Source organism: Leptolyngbya sp. AN02str (genome assembly GCF_050565595.1).
Classification (GTDB): Bacteria; Cyanobacteriota; Cyanobacteriia; order Elainellales; family Elainellaceae; genus Kaiparowitsia.
On the sequence record NZ_JBNXVR010000036.1, the window covers coordinates 52,555 to 71,178 of the forward strand.

14 protein-coding genes are annotated in these 18,624 nt (G+C 50.2%); 10 read left to right on the forward strand and 4 right to left on the reverse strand.

Going from position 1 to position 18,624, the window contains the following annotated elements; genetic code table 11:
• Positions 1-272 precede the first annotated feature (272 nt).
• The gene (locus ACQ4M4_RS21660) at positions 273-1,511 is read right to left on the reverse strand and encodes a hypothetical protein (protein ID WP_430686550.1); all 1,239 of its coding nucleotides are present in this window, start codon (positions 1,509-1,511) and stop codon (positions 273-275) included.
• A 400-nt stretch (positions 1,512-1,911) separates the two neighbouring features.
• Positions 1,912-3,837 (reverse strand): ArsA family ATPase, encoded by a 1,926-nt coding sequence (locus ACQ4M4_RS21665; protein ID WP_430686551.1) that lies wholly within the window; start codon positions 3,835-3,837, stop codon positions 1,912-1,914.
• 395 nt (positions 3,838-4,232) lie between these two features.
• Between ACQ4M4_RS21665 and ACQ4M4_RS21670 the strand changes: the two genes are divergently transcribed.
• The 4 genes from ACQ4M4_RS21670 (at position 4,233) to ACQ4M4_RS21685 (ending at position 9,203) form a co-directional block, all read left to right on the forward strand.
• Positions 4,233-4,949 carry a hypothetical protein gene (locus tag ACQ4M4_RS21670; RefSeq protein WP_430686552.1) on the forward strand — a complete coding sequence of 239 codons (717 nt, stop codon included), beginning with the start codon at positions 4,233-4,235 and terminating at the stop codon, positions 4,947-4,949.
• Between the two features lie 329 nt (positions 4,950-5,278).
• Positions 5,279-6,847, forward strand: coding sequence for a PAS domain-containing sensor histidine kinase (locus ACQ4M4_RS21675; RefSeq protein ID WP_430686553.1), 1,569 nt, complete (start codon positions 5,279-5,281; stop codon positions 6,845-6,847).
• 81 nt (positions 6,848-6,928) lie between these two features.
• Positions 6,929-8,779, forward strand: coding sequence for an AAA family ATPase (locus ACQ4M4_RS21680; protein WP_430686554.1), 1,851 nt, complete (start codon positions 6,929-6,931; stop codon positions 8,777-8,779).
• A 163-nt stretch (positions 8,780-8,942) separates the two neighbouring features.
• Positions 8,943-9,203, forward strand: a complete 261-nt coding sequence (locus ACQ4M4_RS21685; protein ID WP_430686555.1) for a hypothetical protein — start codon at positions 8,943-8,945, stop codon at positions 9,201-9,203.
• A gap of 141 nt (positions 9,204-9,344) precedes the next feature.
• Here the strand turns inward: ACQ4M4_RS21685 and ACQ4M4_RS21690 are convergent, their stop codons facing one another.
• The gene (locus ACQ4M4_RS21690; protein ID WP_430686556.1) at positions 9,345-10,832 is read right to left on the reverse strand and encodes a hypothetical protein; all 1,488 of its coding nucleotides are present in this window, start codon (positions 10,830-10,832) and stop codon (positions 9,345-9,347) included.
• Between the two features lie 440 nt (positions 10,833-11,272).
• Between ACQ4M4_RS21690 and ACQ4M4_RS21695 the strand changes: the two genes are divergently transcribed.
• From ACQ4M4_RS21695 to ACQ4M4_RS21705, 3 genes are all read left to right on the forward strand, one after another.
• On the forward strand, positions 11,273-12,694 hold the full coding sequence (locus ACQ4M4_RS21695) for a cytochrome P450 (RefSeq protein ID WP_430686557.1): 1,422 nt from the start codon (positions 11,273-11,275) through the stop codon (positions 12,692-12,694).
• Positions 12,695-12,805: 111 nt separating this feature from the next.
• Positions 12,806-13,336: a hypothetical protein gene (locus ACQ4M4_RS21700; protein WP_430686558.1), complete on the forward strand. Its 531-nt coding sequence runs from the start codon at positions 12,806-12,808 to the stop codon at positions 13,334-13,336.
• A gap of 279 nt (positions 13,337-13,615) precedes the next feature.
• Positions 13,616-14,245, forward strand: coding sequence for an FMN-binding negative transcriptional regulator (locus tag ACQ4M4_RS21705; RefSeq protein ID WP_430686559.1), 630 nt, complete (start codon positions 13,616-13,618; stop codon positions 14,243-14,245).
• 178 nt (positions 14,246-14,423) lie between these two features.
• On the opposite strand, the gene ACQ4M4_RS21710 is transcribed toward ACQ4M4_RS21705, so the two are convergent.
• Positions 14,424-14,624, reverse strand: coding sequence for a hypothetical protein (locus ACQ4M4_RS21710; protein ID WP_430686560.1), 201 nt, complete (start codon positions 14,622-14,624; stop codon positions 14,424-14,426).
• A gap of 588 nt (positions 14,625-15,212) precedes the next feature.
• Between ACQ4M4_RS21710 and ACQ4M4_RS21715 the strand changes: the two genes are divergently transcribed.
• The 3 genes from ACQ4M4_RS21715 to ACQ4M4_RS21725 all read left to right on the forward strand — a co-directional run bounded on the left by ACQ4M4_RS21715 (position 15,213) and on the right by ACQ4M4_RS21725 (position 18,490).
• Entirely contained in the window at positions 15,213-16,055 is an 843-nt protein-coding gene (locus ACQ4M4_RS21715) for an Abi-alpha family protein (RefSeq protein WP_430686561.1), read from the forward strand.
• A 306-nt stretch (positions 16,056-16,361) separates the two neighbouring features.
• Positions 16,362-17,312 carry a DUF4365 domain-containing protein gene (locus ACQ4M4_RS21720; protein ID WP_430686562.1) on the forward strand — a complete coding sequence of 317 codons (951 nt, stop codon included), beginning with the start codon at positions 16,362-16,364 and terminating at the stop codon, positions 17,310-17,312.
• Positions 17,313-18,088: 776 nt separating this feature from the next.
• On the forward strand, positions 18,089-18,490 hold the full coding sequence (locus ACQ4M4_RS21725; protein WP_430686563.1) for a hypothetical protein: 402 nt from the start codon (positions 18,089-18,091) through the stop codon (positions 18,488-18,490).
• The last annotated feature ends 134 nt before the right edge of the window (positions 18,491-18,624 follow it).

Genomic DNA, 18,624 nt, shown 5'->3' on the forward strand with positions numbered 1-18,624 from the left:
TTGAATGATGTTTGGAGCGCTAATCGCTCCAAACATCATTCAACTGCGTAAGCCCTGACTAAACTGGGTTCAGCATAGACCTTTTGCCCAAATCGCTGTTTGAAGCATGAATGATTGCGTCAGTTCGCCGCGCCATCCTTCATGCAGAAGATTTAATCCCTTAATTGTATGGGAGAAGAATTATCTGGCTAGACAGAGCCCAAAATCTTCAAAAGCCAGATTTCATAAGCATTTGGGCATTGATGTATTCTAACGGCCGGGAGCGCGATCGCTCAAGCAGATGGAGGAGGTGACGACGGCTGAATATGAAATAGGCAAATTGAGCTAAAGAGAAAGCCAACCGCTGCTAACAGAAGTTCTGAGGTGAGGTCAATACCACTGACGTAGACCGAAAATACGGAAGCAACGGCCGTGCCAGCTCTTAACCCGCCAAAGTACAGTCCAGAGCACAATCCCGCTCGGCTAAAGGGCAATTGGGTGAAAACGTAAGGAATTTGAGTAATAAACAGTAAGGCTAGGGCACTTCCAAACAGCGGCATGGAGGCGATCGCCAGCCGATAGTCCGTGGTCATGAGCACCATACCCATGAGAGTGGGAATGCCTGCCAGCGCCAAAAACATCATGCGTTTTTCACTATATCGTCGGGTGGTGCGATGAATGGGGAAGGCGGCGATCGCCCCAATTAAGAGCAGACTAGACATCATGTAGTCAGCGCGAATGTTGGGTAGTTCGATTTGCAGGGCGATGGGGAATGCCTGTACCAGGGTCGTCGCTTCAATGCCTGCGCCAATTCCCAGCCCTAGAATTGCCCAGCCAACCCCAGGCGAAACCGTAGTCATATGCTCCACCACTGGAAAGATACCGCTTCGAGGGCGCGAGGCAAACAAGCAACCGGCTCCCATGAGCACGCAAATCGCCCCGATGGCAAAGCAGACAATCGCGTTTCCGGTATGCAACGCGGGCTGAATGAGGGGCACCACCGCACCCACTAGGCTCACAACAGCAATGAGCCACGTGGTAATGAGCGGCAGTGATCGCTGCGGAGCAAACTGCACCATAAGGGCGATCGCTGGCACACGCAGCAGCATGATGGCAAACAACCAAAATGACAACAGGCTAGGAATCAGCCATGGTGCAGCAGAGACCGTTGTTGCGGCCTCTGCCAGCGGTTGGGTGGATGCTCGGCCAACCCACGCCAAACCCAGGGCGATCGCCAGCGTCGCCAGCAGCGTCAGCACCAACCCAACGGTCATCAGCGAAAACCGATGCCCCGTGCGACGGGCCAAATAGTCAGAGCAAACACCAATTAGTGGCTCCAACACGACACTGGCCCCACCCTGCGCTAGCCCCAAGATATACACCAATCGGTTAAACCCAAGGTCTTGTAAGGTCTGCGGCTGTTGCGTGAGACACATCATTAAACTAAAGGCGATCGCTGCCAACAGTGCAGCCAATCCCCAAACCTGTCGCCACAAAATAGACGTAGGTTGTGATCCAACGTTGGGGGACATGTTGATTAAAACTCGATCTTCAGGACAGACATCGGACAATCCTCAGGCAATATCTCCACGCCTTTGCCAACACTGCCGTTCTTGCTGGGTTGCAAGCATTTCAGAAACCTGACATCAGAAACCTTGCACTTGCATCTGAAACCTTGCATCAGTCAATGACTTCCTTCAATCCCTTCGTTGTGAGGACTTCCAAGCTAAATTCTCCCAAATTGGGAAAGGTTACAGGGTTCGATCAAGCGGCAATACTGGGGACTTCTCAGCCACCCTCTGGCATCCTGGCTGCCCAATCAGCAGTCAGAACCAGAACACAGCCGTTGTAAGGCCCAAACTCATGATCTGGTAAGTTGCTAGGGAACTCAAGTTCCATGACTAAGGTGGAGTCATCGTTTGTGTAAATGACCTACAAGAAGATTAAATCTGCCGCCAGTTGAACTTGACCCAACGGCGCAGGGGAATACCGACAATCTGAAGGAAACACACGGGGTAAACGAGCGAGCCGAATCAAGGTTAATGCATCGAACGCAGGCTCAACCAGGTTTTGCCCTGGCTCATAGCAATTGTGAACAATATACCGTTGAATGACGCCCTTATCCGTTAATGAGTGCAACAACCGAGCCGACTCGGCCGCAACCGCAGCCTGGGCCAGTGTGACTCCTACAAACTCGGTGTAGGTTGGATCGGTCAGCTTCTTCTGGGCTTGCATCACTCGCTGGCGCAGCGATCGCAGTCTTCCCATCAAGTCCACCCGGCCCGCCACATCCTGATACTTAATCCACAGTTTAAAGATCCACCCCAACCAATCGCCCAACGCCACCGGCATTTCCAAAAACCGCAGCAAATGGCCCGTTGGGGCAGTATCCAACACAATCAACTGTTGTTCGCCTGACTCCAACAGTTCCATGACAGAAATGAGGGCCAGCATCTCATCAATTCCCGGCAAGGCTTGGGCCACAATGCGCCGCCAAGCCTCGGGGCGATAGGCAATCTGCAGGGCATCGTCTGGTGCCGTTTCGCCGCTCATCATTGCTGCCAGTTCCCACAGGTAATCGTTACGAAACTGGTCCAACATGTGGGTGGCACTCACCTCTTGAGCGCTGAGATTTGCAGTAATCGCCGTGGGCTGATGCCCTAGTTGATAGGCCAGTGCATCGCCCAAGGAATGCGCCGGATCAATCGAAATGACACGCACTGCGGCTTCGGGATGGCGCTGGGCCATTCCCCAGGCGATCGCCCCCGCCACAGTCGTTTTTCCCACGCCCCCCTTGCCCCCCACAATGACCAAGCGACGGCCCGCTGCAATAAAATCCTCGAAGCTGGGCGATATTTTTTTCGGCAGGGCAATAGTAGTCACCCTGGGTGCTGGCGAGCTAGGGGACACCATTAACGGAACCACTTGCTGAATGAGCGCATCTAACGCAGAGCCGCCAATGGGTTCGATGCGCTGCTGTGGCATCAAAAATACAGGCTTGTCGCCTGCAAAAAATTGGAATTTGCTGAGTAAGTGCTGCTGTTCTAAGAGGCGAGTTGCGCCGATCTCATCGTTGGGATCTGCCGCAGTTGCCGACAAACTGTGGTTTACAAACAGCGCACGACAGGAAATGTGAAGTTCCGCGAGCGATCGCAACAATCGCTCAGTTTCCATCAAACTCATGGGTTCAGGAATCGCCACGACCAAGCAGGCTGTTTGGGTTGCATCTTGCAGAAGATGGCGTCCGGCGTGCAAATCGGCGGTCATTTCGGCCAGAGTCGCGTCCGCCTCATCGGGCGTGTAGCGTCCCGTTAGGCTGCGCTGAATTACACGGTGGTTTTCCTGAAACAACTCCAGCGCTTGCAGCAACTCTTCCAAAAAGTCCATTAGCCGAAACAAGCTGAGGGTATGTCCACTAGGAGCCATATCGACCACCACCCGATCGGCCTCGCCATCTCGCAAAATGCGCTGAATTTCCAGCAGGCTCATCAGCTCATCCAAGCCTGGCCAGTTCAAATTCCACACCGGAGTCAGGTCTTCGCCCTGCACAAAGCTGCCGCGCTCCACCAACAGCTCTAAGGTTTGTCCGTAGCGGGTTTTGAAGGCTTGAAGCAACGCCTGAGCATCGAGCGATCGCACCTGTAGGTTTGGCAGATCGGGCATGGGCTGCGGCGTATCATGCACCAAAATGTTCAGCACATCTCCCAACGAATGAGCCGGATCGGTCGAGAGCAGCAGGACGCGATCGCCCGGAAACTGATGCGCCCAGCGCCGCGCAAACCCGCAAGATAGGGTGGTTTTTCCCACACCGCCCTTGCCGCTAACCATGGCCAATGTCAATGCATCCAGCTGATCCATAAAGCAACGCCAGAACTCTGAGCGATGAGTGCTATCGCATTTAGTATTCCCAAAGTTGACTGAGAAACCAGAAACCACGAACTTTCACCCACTGACATTCGTTCTGAATCAGCCGAAAGCTCATGTTTGCGCACAAACCCACAAACGTTTACCCGATCGGGTTTTAAAAGAACCTAAGTTTTGGATAAGCTGAAAAGCCCAATTTTGCGTGCGCGACGCGCACGCAAAATTGGGCTTTTCTGAGGGTTGCGCGTCGCGCAACCCTCAGAAAAGCTCTTAACCAAAACTGACGTTAAAAGAAGTGGGGAGAGAATTGTCAGCAATTGCCGATATGGAAGTGTTATAGCGAAAAGCCCTCCGGGTATCTTGAAGGCTAACGAGTGGGGAACAAGCCCATGTACGATTTGGCCCGGTTCACGCTGAAGGATATGACCGAGTGCGGTTCAACTCTGCGCAAATTGGGTCAACATGCCCAAACGATGGAAGATGCCGCCAACCGAATTGTTCACTATTTCTACGAGCAATTTGGCAATGATGAGACAGGTGCGCGATCGCTTGCGTTGGCCCGGTTGTTCAAAACTCACAATTATGGTGAACTGACTCCAGACCTACAGCAGTTTGTGCAGACCATGCACCAAGAACCCAATCCCAGCATGAAATGCCTGACCCTCATGGGAACCGCAGGCGATCGCCCCGAATGGTGCACCCGCACAGGCTCACGAGGTCATCAGGCAATTCCTCTCATTGACCAGCACATGGTGTCTCAAATTCCGATGATTTCCCAACTCATTCACCAATTTGGGTTGGAAATTGATACTGTGCTGTCGCCCAATCCAGCCATCGTCATGGATTTAGAGCAAACCACTTTTAATGTATTTCATGTTCCTAGTGCGCTGGGCAGCCCCTATGTACCAGCCCAAGATTTTGTAGAGACGTTTGGGATTGAGTCGGTTTTGGGTTTTGGCGGAATGATGCCATCCGGCAATCTCATGGCGGTGATCTTGTTCTCAAAGGAACCCATTAGCCGCACCACCGCAGAATTGTTCAAAACCTTAGCACTAAACGTCAAGGTGGCCTTGCTGCCATTTGAGCGATCGCTGGTGTTTGCTTAACTAGGCGTTGACTTGATAGCCCCATCCAGATGCATTGCACTGTTCATGGGGCTATCCATGGACGCTTTACACCTGTGTGCTTAACTTGTGCGCTTGACCTATGCGCCTCAATGGAATCACCCTGTACATCCCTCACAAGATCCACCAAGGGTTTGTTTATCTATTCCAGTGAAATGTATTCCCGTGAAATGTGTTCTAGGGAGATGATTGATAGCTTCATCAAAGGGTTTGTTTATCTATTCCAGTGAAATGATTGATAGCTTCATCAAACGTCATTCATTGGAACTGGGAATACTACCATTAATTCCTGAAATCAAAAAAACCTTGATTTGGCACATTTAGACTTTCCCCATCCTGAAGACAGCCATGTAGAGCTGCAACTACTACGAGAGCGGGTTGCAGCTCTCGAAGAGCTCTTGGATGTGTATGAGCGCGAAACGATGGAAAAGTCGGTGCAGCTTGAGCAATCTCTAAGCGAATTGCAGGGCTATGCACGGCAGCTCAGCTGTTCGGAGTCGGCATTGCAAGAGCTGAAATCGATTCTCAATAGCATGGGCGAAGGGGTGGTGGTAGCCGACAACCAGGGCCAGCTCTTGTTTGTCAATCCGGTAGCCCGCGCACACCTGGGATTTGCAGCAGATGAGCGCTCACTTCAAGCATGGGCCAACCGTTGCTTTACCAACCTTTTTTTCCAAGCAGATGGAACGACGCCCTGTGCCCTAGAGCAGTTTCCGCTGATGCGGGCGATCGCCGGAGAATCGGTAAACGCAGCAGAGCTCTATCTTGCGTCTTCGCAGTCAGAGGCAGGGATGTGGCTGAGCGTGACAGCACGACCAATCTATGATGACCAACACCAATTGCAGGGAGGGGTGGCGGTTTTTCATAACATGACCTCGCACAAACAAAGCGAAGAAGCTCTACGTCACTCAGAGGCGCGATCGCGCCAACAGGCCGAGCAGCTCAAGCAGGCAATCACGTCTCTTCACAGAACCCAAGCTCAGCTCATTCAAACCGAAAAGATGTCGAGCTTGGGGCAACTGGTAGCGGGCATCGCTCACGAAATCAACAATCCCATCAGCTTTATCTACGGCAACCTGTCTCCTGCCGAACACTACAGCCGTGATTTACTCGACCTTTTAACATTGTTTTTGCACTACTACCCCCAGCCCCCCGCAGAAATTCAGGAAAAGCTGGATGAGGTCGATTTGAAATTTGTGCAGAAGGATTTTGGCCAATTGCTGCAATCGATGCGCATGGGAACCGAGCGAATTCAGCGCATTGTCCTATCGTTGCGCAACTTTGCCCGACTGGATGAAGCCGAGATGAAACAGGTCAACATCCACGACGGCATCAACAATACGCTGATGATCTTGCAGCATCGCTTTCGGGAGGAACCGAACAAAACCGAGGTCCAACTGATTCGCAATTTTGCTGACTTGCCCTCTGTAGAATGCTACGCAGGTCAACTGAATCAGGCCATCATGAACATTGTGAGCAATGCCTTAGATGCGCTAGATAGCCAGCGATCGCACCCGACCTCCGACGGGCAACCCACCATTACGATTACGACAGAAATGGTGAACGATAGTGCGATCGCCATTCGCATTCTCAACAATGGCCCCAGCATTCCTCCCAAGCAACACGCTCGCCTGTTTGACCCCTTCTTTACCACCAAGCCGCTGGGCAAGGGGACCGGGCTCGGACTATACACCAGCTACCAAATCATCGTAGAGCGCCATCGCGGCCAATTGAGCTGCATCTCAAATCCGGAGCATGGCACCGAGTTCTGTTTGGAAATTCCGGTTAGCCCAACAGCACAGCACCCAAACCTTGGAGATGACAAAACATCACAACCCGAGCCAGCGCTAGGGCAAATGGGCACACTAAAGTCGCGATGAAACCATCCCCCACGCGTCAGCCAAGCGTTGCGCCATTCACACTGTCTTACGCGCCGGGGCACCACACCACAGCCAATCATCATGAGCGACCTATTCAAAGGGTTTGAACAACTGCTGGAACTTGCCAAGCTGCTTGAAGAAAAGGCAGAAAAAGGCGAATTAAAAACCAACATACAAATCAATTCGCGCACCATCAGCAGCATTCCTCGTCAGGGCAACATTCCCACGGGAATGGGCACCAGTCGCATCCGCACCAATCCCGACGCGTCAGGCACAGGCTCTAGCTCCACCGACGATGTCATCATCACGCCGCCCCCTGCCCCATCCGCCGCCGCCAGCGCTGCTGCTACAACCCTCAACGAGGTGGGCGGCTTGGGTAGCGTTTTGCAAGAGCTGCGCGAGCATGTGGAAATTCCCCTGAAGCGGCCTGACCTGTTGCAAAAGCTAGGGTTAGAAGCGACCCGTGGCGTGCTTATGGTGGGGCCACCCGGCACCGGAAAAACCCTAACTGCACGGGCACTCGCCGAAGCACTCGGAGTGAACTACATCGCCATTGTTGGCCCAGAGGTGATGGGTAAGTACTATGGCGAGGCCGAGAGCCGCCTGCGTAGTATTTTTGAAAAAGCGGCCAAAGCAGCCCCCTGCATTGTATTTATTGACGAGATTGACAGCCTTGCGCCCGATCGCAGCAAAGTGGAGGGCGAAGTTGAAAAACGGTTGGTTGCTCAGCTTTTGAGTTTGATGGATGGTTTCGCGAAAACCGATGGGGTGATTGTGCTTGCTGCAACCAACCGTCCTGATCATTTAGATCCAGCCCTGCGGCGACCCGGACGCTTTGACCGCGAAGTGCAGTTCCGGGTCCCCGATCGCGATGGTCGATTGGAAATTCTGACGATTCAAACTCAAGCCATGCCGTTGGATAGGACGGTGGACCTGGGAGCGATCGCAGATCTTTCGGTTGGCATGGTAGGAGCCGACCTAAAAGCCCTATGCCAAAAGGCGGCGTATCTGGCCCTGCGGCGGCAGGTGCCCGACTTGAACCAACCCATCCCCGACACCATGACCCTGGCTCAAGCCGATTTTTTAGAGGCCATCCGCGAGATTAAGCCCTCAGTACTGCGCTCGGTTGAGGTGGAGTCGCCAAATGTGCGCTGGGAAGACATTGGTGGGCTGGAGTCAGTTAAGCAGACACTACAGGAATCCGTAGAAGGAGCCCTGCTCTACCCCGACCTGTATGCCCAAACTAAAGCCACTGCTCCACGCGGCATTTTGCTTTGGGGGCCACCCGGCACCGGAAAAACTCTACTAGCGAAGGCGATCGCCGCCCAAGCGAGAGCCAACTTTATTGCAGTTAATGGCCCTGAGCTGTTGAGCAAGTGGGTTGGAGCTGCCGAGCAAGCTGTCCGCGAGCTGTTTACAAAAGCGCGTCAAGCGTCGCCTTGTGTCATCTTTATTGATGAACTGGACACTCTGGCTCCAGCCCGAGGCAAATTTCAGGGAGATTCTGGCGTGAGCGATCGCGTGGTGGGCCAACTGTTAACCGAACTGGACGGCCTTCAGGGTTGTGCCAACGTATTGCTAGTGGGGGCTACCAATCGCCCCGATGCACTCGATCCCGCCCTGCTACGCGCTGGCCGTCTCGATCTTCAGCTCAAAATTGACCTACCCGATGCCGCCAGCCGACTCGACATCTTGACCGTTCACAACAGCGATCGCCCCCTCGACGGCATTGACCTAACAACGTGGGCCGCCCAAACCGAAGGCTGGAACGGTGCCGACCTCGCTCTACTCAGCAACCAGGCCGCCCTAGAAGCCATTCGCCGCTTCCGCCAATCGTCCCGCAACGATCCCAGCAATCTCCGCATCACCACCAGCGACTTTGCCGCCGCCTACGAAATCCTCGCAGCCCAAAAACAGCAGGTAAACGCATAAAGCGAAGGCAGCTTATGAATAACACCACTCATCTCAGCCAGCGTTAAACCCCGTAAATTGCACACTACATGCGAAAGTCCACTTTATGTGAAAGTCCACTTCAGTGGACTCCTCCCTCCAATTCCTTCCCCTACTCCCTAACCCCTCCCCTACTCCCTCTCCCATGAATCCAACCGAACAAGACACCATTCGCCAACACGCGCTGGCCGCCCTGATGGCGAGCTTCGTTGCTCAGGGACATCCCGAAGAGTATGCAAAACACATGGCGATCGCCACCATTTTCCAGGCCGATTTGGAGCTGCGAAACGCCCAACTTACCCGGCTCATTGGCTGGCTTCAGCAAACCCATCCCAACGTCTATACCGAAGCCCTAGCCCTGCTCGACCAAACCCGACACGAATTTGAGCAACGCGTACGACAGTAAGCAACCCTGAGTTTTGGATAAGCTGAAGTGCCCATTTTTGCGTGCGCGACGCGCACGCAAAAATGGGCTTTTCTGAGGGTTGCTCATCGCGCAAATCTCAGAAAAGCCCTTAACCGAAACTGACGTTCAGCAAACGAAACGCTAATCACTAGGGTTGGACTTACCCGTTGCGCCTGTATTGCGCACGCGAACCACCTTGCTCAACAGCCCAAACCAAAAGTTGGAACCCATCGAAATGGCAATACCCGTAATCAACCAACCCAAAAGGGTTTTGGGTACGGCCGTCATGAGATTGGTACCTACAGGAAACTGACGGCTCAAATTTTCTGAGTTCCAGCCGATGGGCAGAGGAATATCGCCCAACACATTGCCCACTGCATCTCGCAAGCTAGCCAGTTCACTTTCTAAAGCAGCAGAATCGTTGGGTAGCGATAGCCCATCCAACTCAGGCGATCGCGACACAGCGGGTAACGGGCGAATCGCCTGCTGGCTCAACAGTTGGTTGGCACTTTGGGATACCGTTGCGCGCACGGCAGTATCACGAGACAGGCGATCAACAATCAAAAACGTATCAGAATTGGTTGCCGTGGCAATTAGCACCCCAAGGATAATCGCCACGCCCTTGGCATTGCGGCGATAGACACCAGAAGCCCGTTCCATCGATCGATCAAACCAGTACTGCACATCTTGATCGAGCTGGAGAATGCCTGCTTTTAGCCCTTGGGCTTTGAGCTGCGATTGCTTGGCCAATGCCAAAATGTTTTTGCGTAGCTCTGGGGGAATATCGGCAACCCGACCGCGAATTTCCATCACAATGTCGGCCATTTCAGGAGATAGGGGGCGATCGCCTTCTAATATCATTGCCAACACTTCATACACCGTTGGCTCTAATTTTTTCAACAGAATAGATTGCTTTAAAAAAGGGAGCCGAGACCGAATGATATCTTTGCAGAAATTGTCATCTTTCAGCAGCGCCTCAGTATTGTCAATAAAGTGCGAAACTTGAGCGATCGCCTGATCAATCGCGTCAGAAAGATCAATCCGATTGTTATCAAAATCAGCTCGAATTCCCTGGAGCTGTTGTTGCAAGATTTTGAACTCATTGTCCAGCAGCAAATTATCACCAATGCTGTTCCGCAGCGAATTCAAAATATTTTGCAGTAAGTCCAACCGTTCTTCACTAAACTGTTGCAGCGTTAGCTGACTCACCCGCTGGCCAATTACTTCCAAATTCAACCGTTCGAGCAACGCATCGGCAAAGGTTTTGGAATCAATATAGGACGGCCCAGAACCTTGTCCTGCAAACACATCGCGAGTTCGGGTAAGCGTTCGATAAGCCGACCCCAATCCCCGAGTCGTGCCGCGAAAAAACCGTGGAAATACCCCCTTCGATTCCTGGTTTAAGGCTTTAATGAGCGGGCTGCGATACAGCGCATCGACAAACGACTGATGGGCAGAGTTTTCTGACGTATTGCCAAGGAGCAAATTCTCAATCGATTTCTTTAAATGCTCGGCGCGCCATTGCAAAACTGTTGCAATCAATTCCTGAATTTCGGATGCGAGCAAGCTCAGAATTAAAAAGATAAAGATACTGCCTAAGGCAATGTCAAACAGAAGCGGTAGATTCATACCTTTCCTCAAAACTGACTCAGGCCATCAGTCAGCACAGTTCTGCACCCTTCCAAAACCATGTCACATTTGAGCCCACTTCACGATATAGCAACTGACCCAAAACGTAACCGAAAATTTGCTCTACTTTGCGATCGCCAAACCGAACAATCTGCAAGCTCATTGGCCCATTTATTTGGAGATTCCAAAGATTGGTTGAACCATGATGGTAGAAGCAGGCAACCGTTGGCGCGATCGCGCCTATTGCTTCGGCTGATATCCTTACAGCAACCAGTCTTGAAGAATTTGCCTTGAAGAGTTCACCTCGAAAAAAGGTGCCACAATGCGCCATTTCAACCGCGCAATTTCCAAAGCATTTGAGGATGATGTGGGCCTAGGAGTATGATGCGGTGAGGCGATTCGCCGGATGGGGTTAAGACTGGATACCACAGTCACCTGGCATGAGTTCGGATTTTGGTTATCCCGCGATCGCTCAATTCACATCATTTCGTGCAGCCCCCATTATGATGAAAACCGTTCAGCCCCTCGCTCAGTTACCCGCGCCCAAGGCCCATGTTCTGCTAGGCCACTCCTCCTACTTTTCCAAAGATCCGCTGCAGTTTTTGTGTGAGTGTGCGCAGCAATATGGCGATATGGTTCCCTTGCGGTTGGGCTTTTCGCAAGCGTGTTTTGTCTCCGACCCCAGCCTCATGATGGAAGTGTTGCGGGAGCGCACTATTTTTACCAAAAACACGCCGGGGTGGCGCGCCATTCGTACCCTGGTGGGGACTGGGCTGTTGGGCAGCGATGGCGATTTTTGGGCGCGGCAGCGGCAGTTGACTCAGCCGATCTTTCATCATCAGCGGATTATGGCCTATGGCAGCTTAATGGTAAAAGCGACTGAACATTTATTGGATCGCTGGCAAGATGGGACGGTGCGAGATGTGCATCAAGATATGATGCGCCTGACGCTGGATGTGGTGATGCAAACGCTGCTGGGAGTGGACTTAGCAGCCCAGGAAGCCCAGGCGATCGCCCATGCACTGGATGTGAGTATGCAGTGGTTTGCTCAGCAGCAAAAACAGGGCTTTTTGTTACCCAACAACTTTCCACTCCCGTTAACCCAACGATACTTTGCCGCAATTCGCAAAATGGATGACCTGGTCTACCAACTGGTGCGGCAGCGACGAGCCAACCAGCAAGATACAGGCGATTTACTATCCATGCTGTTGCAGGTGAAAGATGAAACCGATGGCAGCCAAATGAGCGATCGCCAACTGCGAGATGAACTGACAACATTAGTGCTGGCCGGCCACGAAACCACCGCCAATGCCCTCGCCTGGACATGGATGCTCTTGGCGCAACATCCAGAGGTGGAAGCCCAACTGCATCACGAACTCGACACCGTACTGCAAGGGCGATCGCCCACCGTAGGCGATATTCCAAATCTGCCCATCACGCAAAATATTTTGAAAGAGTCGATGCGGCTGTATCCGCCCGTTGTGCTGATAGCCCGCTCTGCCAGCCAGCCTTACGTCCTCAAGGGACATGAAATTCCGCAAAATTGCGTCATGTTGATGAGCCCCTGGGTGATGCATCGCAGCGATCGCTACTTTGACGATCCCACCGCGTTTAAGCCGCAGCGTTGGGAGCAAGATTTCGAAAAACAGCTCCCCAAAGGAGTGTACATTCCATTTGGCGAAGGCCCACGCATTTGTATTGGCAAAGGCTTTGCCCAAATGGAAGCAACCCTGATGTTGGCAACGCTGGCCCAGCACTACCAGCTCCGGTTGGCACCTGGGCAAACGGTGCAGCCGCAGCCCTCCATTACCCTACGCCCCAAACATGGACTCCGCATGACCTTGCAGGCACGGAGCCATTAAGCAAGCATCGTCCAGCCAAACCCAGGAAGCGTATCGCCTTCGGCGGTCTTCCGGAAACGCTGTATCAGTAGCGTGAATGTAAGGAAAGCCTATCAGCCTCCCCCAACTGACATGAACCAATCGGTGTCCCGTCCGCTTAGTGTTTTGCTGACGCAAGTGCTGCTGATCGCGCCAGTGTTCACCTCAGCGATCGCGATCCCAACGGAGGTGTCTCTATGCCTGTCGGCAACGCCCCCCAATCGTTGCCTAATTGTTCCTACGCTCACTGCATTACTGATTCAAGTGTTGGTGCTGATCATCAGCCTGATCACATTTTGGGGATTGCAAACCCGAAAACACTACGGCAAGTGGTTGGCTGTCAGTTTCTTGATTGGGATTGGAATAGCCGCGATCGCCCAAACCAATTCATTTTCAATGATTTACCAATTCATCACCCAAGGGAAACCTTTTCCGGCTCCACCCTATGCCTGTTGGGATCAACAGGACTTACTCAGCCCAGTCAGTTATTCCTGCGGTTACGACAGCTACGGCGGCTTAGTGCTTAGAATCATATCTGATGCGCTTCCGGCTCTTATCTTTGGTTTTTTGGCGATGCGGATACTCTACAGCTCTGCGGCCAAGCAGTTTTTTCACCGCTCATGAGCTGGATGGGATTGAGTCAGGGCGATCGCGCTTTTGGGTTTGCGCACCCAGCTCACCCGGTAGTGTCTTTGTCACCCACAGGGGGAATCGCTACCATGGGCAACATCTGGCGGTCGTTTGCGCGCGATCGCTCTAGGGCGCGTCGTCCATGAAAAGTAGAACCCTTGAGAGAAAACTTTGATGAACCAAGCTAGAGGCGGTCTCCCTTGGCGCATCAACATTTCGGCTTGAATTGATGACATTCCCTGCCCATTCATCCAGCACAACTGTTCCAGCACCATGTACAGACCAACCCTCTTTCAAGAAGACAATCTCGAAAAGCTTGTTGCGTTTATGCAGGCCAACAGTTTCGCAACGTTGGTCTCCATTGTGGATGGCGTTCCGTTTGCAACCCACATTCCGTTTGTCGTTTCAGTTGACGGGGATGTGGTGAAACTAAGCGGCCACCTTGCCAAGCAAAATCCCCAGTGGCAAGCTTTTTCTCAAGCGGAGTCGCTGGCAATCTTTACCGGAGCCCACGCCTACGTTTCGCCCAGCCTATACGAAAAACGCGAGAATGTTCCCACATGGAACTACATTGCTGTTCATGCCTATGGCGTTCCTCACATCCTCACACTCAAGGATTCGCCACAGCTAATGAATGAGATGATAGATGACATGATTGATACATACGAAGCAAGTTACAAACCCCACTGGCACGATTTATCTCATAGCTTTAGGGAAGGAATGATGAATGGAATTGTGGGGTTTGAAATGATCGTTTCGAAATTGGAAGGGAAATACAAGCTAAGCCAAAATCGCAACGAGACCGATCAGCAAGCAGTAGCTCACGCACTATTGCACAGCTCTGATCCAGCGGCCCAGGCAGTTGGCCAAGCAATGGCCCAAAACCTGAACCTGAACTCATAATTGCGGGTGCTGTCCTAGACTTGGGGTGATTGGTTAAGGAGGTAGCATACTGCACCACTTCCCTAACAAATCCTTACGGATGTGAGCCTCGATCCAATTGCGAAATTTCAGGGTTCTGGGAAGGCGATCGCACGCTTAATTTTAAGCAAGGGGCGATCGCCTTGTTGAAGCTACAAACCTATCGCACCAGCACGGTCATGACTTTGCCATTGGCAAACGGTGCGGGAATGATGGGGGTGAATTTCACTCGGTCATTCACCAACTCTTTCACAACCATTTCGTTCATGATGTGAACCACTTGCTCTCGCGTACCGATAATCCAAATCTGCGGCTTGTCGGGCTGGGGCACAGGCACCAGCTCGTTAAACTCCGATGTCATATTCTGTTCCTCGCTAATGCAATGGAGATGTGGAGAAGAAAAGCTTAAGGCGTGGTACCCAACCACGTGTGTAGCATTAGCGAGGTGAAACGATAAAATCGATCCAGCCTAGCCCTCTGCTGTGCTCAGAGAGTTAGGTTAGCTGGTTAGGCAGTGCTACCAACACTCCTAATCAGCGTCCTCACCTTAAGCTTGTCCTTTAATCAAATCACCGGAACAAATTCCGGTATCGCACACAATAAAACAAAACACCGAGAGAACACAAGTACCCCTCAGCGTTTTGTCATCATTTCTTGATCTTTCAAAAACATCCTTGAAAAGCTGAAACTTAGCATATTGCCAACCGCAATGCACCTACTCGCCTCCGCAAGAAACCTGAAAATATGCAGAAAGATTCTCGCTATTTAGCTTGAGCGGCGTATTATGCAGAATCATTCGGCATAAGTAAGGAATTTAGGGTGTTATGCCGAATCATTCTGCCTATCCACCCTATACGGGATATTAGACAGAAATTTTCCGTCTATTAATAGTTAGACTGCATTGTGGTTAGAGACAGTAAACAAAACAATCCTGACCAACTGAGAGAAAATGACAGAAGATCTTACGGGAATTGGTAAAGCTATTAGCTCAGTTTCACAACCGATTCAGGCTTTCTTAAGCACGATTTTAGGACCTGCATCAGCAGAAGTTGGAGAACTTCTTGCTGACAATATAAGATTTATTCGCTGGAAAAATACACTCAGAATTCTTGAAAAAGCTCAAAGAGAGATGGAGGATAGAGGACTTCAGCCCAAAGAGATTCCACTGAAAACCTTAGTGCCGATTCTCGAAGGTGCTTCGCTTGAAGGTGATAGTGAAAATTTACAGGCTAAATGGTCTAATCTTTTAACATCTGCAGCTTCCGGAAATATCTCTCACCCAAGCTATCCAAAGATTCTCTCTGAGTTAATCCACTCCGAAGCAAAAATATTAGATTATTTATACACTTCTGAACTAACAATTTCTTCTAGAAGGATTGAGCTTAATAAGGTGGATGAACAATATAGACGAAATGATCTTTCACTCTGGCAACAAAAGAGACAAGAAGTGCTTAATTCATTTGATGTCCCACGAGATATATTTCGCTTGTCGAAGATTAAAGAAGTACTCTCTTTCGAAAAAGATGAATTCTCACAATCAATGGACAACCTTTTAAGATTAAGACTTAGTGAGCACCCTGAAGAAATTTCAGAGATCGACGTTATAACTAGTGCCTCACTCAGTAAATATGAGAGGAGAAAGCCGGAACCTTCTGCCGAGAAAAATGATGATGAGTATGAGTTGGATATCGATGAAGAATCTATCACAAACCGTATTATTGATGAAAGTTCGATTCGCCTTACAAAGCTCGGCATGAACTTTATGCGTGCTTGTCAACCAATTTCTCAATGATTAGTGCGTTCGCCGATCTTATAGTCCATCTTGTAGGGTGCGTTCCTGAATGCAACTCTTACTACTCCACTCATAGATTTCTGGGAATGCACCATACTCATGATTGAAGTAAGCGATCACAGTCTAACAACGCCCATGCACACCGACCGCCGAAAGGTTATCTGCGAGAATTCGAGCTTATCTGTGGCGGGTGATGGGCACCGTTAGACAGACAAAACCACTCTATTTAAGGTGCTGCTTTCATTCAATTTTTCCTACCTCATAAAGCAGTTGAGTTAAGATTGTGGAAAAAATCCTGGCGTCGTAATGACCAAGTTACCTAAACGTACTAAGTCTCAGAAGATTGGTGTAAGTGCTGCTGATCTCCTGAGTTCTGTTTTTGCCGAATTTTGCAACATTATCCCCGTTCCTCAAGATAGAGATCTCGGCATTGACTTCATTTGTGAAATCATGCAGGGAGAACACCCAACTGGAAGGTTGTTTAACATTCAATGTAAAGGGAAAGAAGAAGCAAAAGTAGAGGGGGACTCGATCACACTTCCTATCAAAGTAACAACTCTCAACTATTGGCTGCTTCAGCCAAATCCAACATTCTTGATTGTTGTTGATTGTCAAAACAGCATGTTTTATTGGTCTTTTCCTCAAGATTTCCTCTGTTCACTTAACAAGAACTGGCAAAAACAACAAACAGTTTCAATTCCAATTCCTCTTGGGAACTATTTTGAGCAGGATGTAAATGCCTTGCCTACTCAGTTAGTTTCAATAGTTAATTCGCAGGCATCTGCTGCTCCTCAGAATGGTGATTACCTTGAAACATTGTCACTTGCTGATGCTGTAAATAGGGCTATCGATTATGGATTACATGTACTAAGGGCACCTTTCCATCGTCCTTTTCAGTATATTGGAATGCCTATCACAGATGCAGCAAGAGCAGTCAGTAGTAAACCCAATGAAGTGGGCAATATTATCATCGACTCTGAGCAAGCTCATATGCTTTTGGAAGCAGAAGGAAACTTTATTAGTTATGTAGATGTTGAACTAAAAAAGACTGCTCCTTGGAGCCAGAGCCGTCCGTTCGATTCCGTGGCAATCTTGGGAGCATTTAGTATTAACCCATCCGAGTTAGAACTAGCCCGCAAACAGACACACTTTCATGCCTACTACGACCACAAAAGAAAGTTAAAGATTGGTGTATCTTGTCAGTATGAGGGCGCACCGCTATCTGTAGGATTTAGTAGTAAGTATTACAGAGCGTGAAGTGAGTTTCGAGGTTGGGGATTGGTGCTGTCTAACAATTGCGGTGCAACGGATTGAAGGAAGCCGCTGGTGCTGAGTTCAAGAGGATTGGCAACCGCTGACCGCAACCGTTAGACCGTTTCTTCTTCTGTTGGCAACAAGACCACGAGTTTTATTTGGAGTAGATTTTAAGGATCGTCAGGACTTTAGGCTACAAGATGTGGAGCGAATGTAAAATTCACTGGAAAATCAGGAATTCGTGGAAGAATTCTGGAAGTTTAGAATATGATGCTTAGCCGAAATTTTCTCAGCTGCGATCGCTGTTTCCACAACTTCCTCAATCGTTATGCAGAAGCACAGTAAACTACTTCCCATTCTTCTTGGTCTATCGTGCGTATACTTACTTGGCTATGCTTTCGCTAGAGTGTACATTTTCCACTCAGTGGAAAGTTATGCAGGCGCAGAGGGCAAAGGCGAGCCGAGGCAAGACTATATTGCTAAAAAGGATCGTCTTGCTGGCGAAGGATGGGAGTATTGGGTGTTTTTGCCCGCTATCAAAGCTGAAGAGAGTCTCCTCAATTACTTCTACAATTTGTAATTTTTACATTAAAAACTTCCTTAAAGCATTTCAGAGTGTACGCAAGTAATTTATTCCGTCAAGGTGCAAAATCTGAACGTTAAGAGGCCGCCTGAAAAGTGCCAAAAGCTTCGTATGTTGCCCTCCCCCCTTGTGTTCCCCTCTCCCAAACCTGGGCGAGAGGAAAGGGTTTGAAGCCCCTTTCTCCCAATTTTGATTGGTGACAGATTTTAGCTTCATTGAACAAGACAGTACCATCCGAGAGTTTTATCCAAAAGTCTATCCAATCACGTTCTCAGCAAGCCGAGATCTGTTTTGGGAATCGCGGTACAGGGAAGATATTGATAAACCTGAAAACCTTGCAGAACTCTGTGAAGAATTTGACGAGTGGATTTGTGAATACAACTATGAGCAAAGGACAGACGAACTAAGCAGCAAACTCGGTGGATATGTGAACTGGCATAGCGATACCGACGAAATTGCCGACAGAGCCAATGGCAGGCTGTTACTGGAACTAATTCATCCGTGTAACGATGATGATTCTTTTCTCTTTTTTATCCCCGATGAACAACTGCGCGATCGCAATTTTCGTGATGTTGAGTTTTACTTTGTGTGCGATTAACCATACCACCGACATTCCGCAGGTTGCTCTGGGAATTAAAGGGAGTGGGGATAAGCTGAGGGAGACGAGTTAGGATCGCCCCCTTGCAGATCGAGAACTTGGACCACTTGGGACTGATTGCGGGTGTTATTGAT

Bases quoted from the DNA above. Each gene is read 5' to 3' on its own strand.
- ACQ4M4_RS21720 (WP_430686562.1), top strand. From the start codon at position 16,362: ATGACCAAGTTACCTAAACGTACTAAGTCTCAGAAGATTGGTGTAAGT.
- ACQ4M4_RS21685 (WP_430686555.1), top strand. From the start codon at position 8,943: ATGAATCCAACCGAACAAGACACCATTCGCCAACACGCGCTGGCCGCC.
- ACQ4M4_RS21680 (WP_430686554.1), top strand. From the start codon at position 6,929: ATGAGCGACCTATTCAAAGGGTTTGAACAACTGCTGGAACTTGCCAAG.
- ACQ4M4_RS21690 (WP_430686556.1), bottom strand. From the start codon at position 10,832: ATGAATCTACCGCTTCTGTTTGACATTGCCTTAGGCAGTATCTTTATC.
- ACQ4M4_RS21715 (WP_430686561.1), top strand. From the start codon at position 15,213: ATGACAGAAGATCTTACGGGAATTGGTAAAGCTATTAGCTCAGTTTCA.
- ACQ4M4_RS21670 (WP_430686552.1), top strand. From the start codon at position 4,233: ATGTACGATTTGGCCCGGTTCACGCTGAAGGATATGACCGAGTGCGGT.
- ACQ4M4_RS21700 (WP_430686558.1), top strand. From the start codon at position 12,806: ATGAACCAATCGGTGTCCCGTCCGCTTAGTGTTTTGCTGACGCAAGTG.
- ACQ4M4_RS21660 (WP_430686550.1), bottom strand. From the start codon at position 1,511: ATGTCCCCCAACGTTGGATCACAACCTACGTCTATTTTGTGGCGACAG.
- ACQ4M4_RS21705 (WP_430686559.1), top strand. From the start codon at position 13,616: ATGTACAGACCAACCCTCTTTCAAGAAGACAATCTCGAAAAGCTTGTT.
- ACQ4M4_RS21695 (WP_430686557.1), top strand. From the start codon at position 11,273: ATGAGTTCGGATTTTGGTTATCCCGCGATCGCTCAATTCACATCATTT.
- ACQ4M4_RS21710 (WP_430686560.1), bottom strand. From the start codon at position 14,624: ATGACATCGGAGTTTAACGAGCTGGTGCCTGTGCCCCAGCCCGACAAG.
- ACQ4M4_RS21665 (WP_430686551.1), bottom strand. From the start codon at position 3,837: ATGGATCAGCTGGATGCATTGACATTGGCCATGGTTAGCGGCAAGGGC.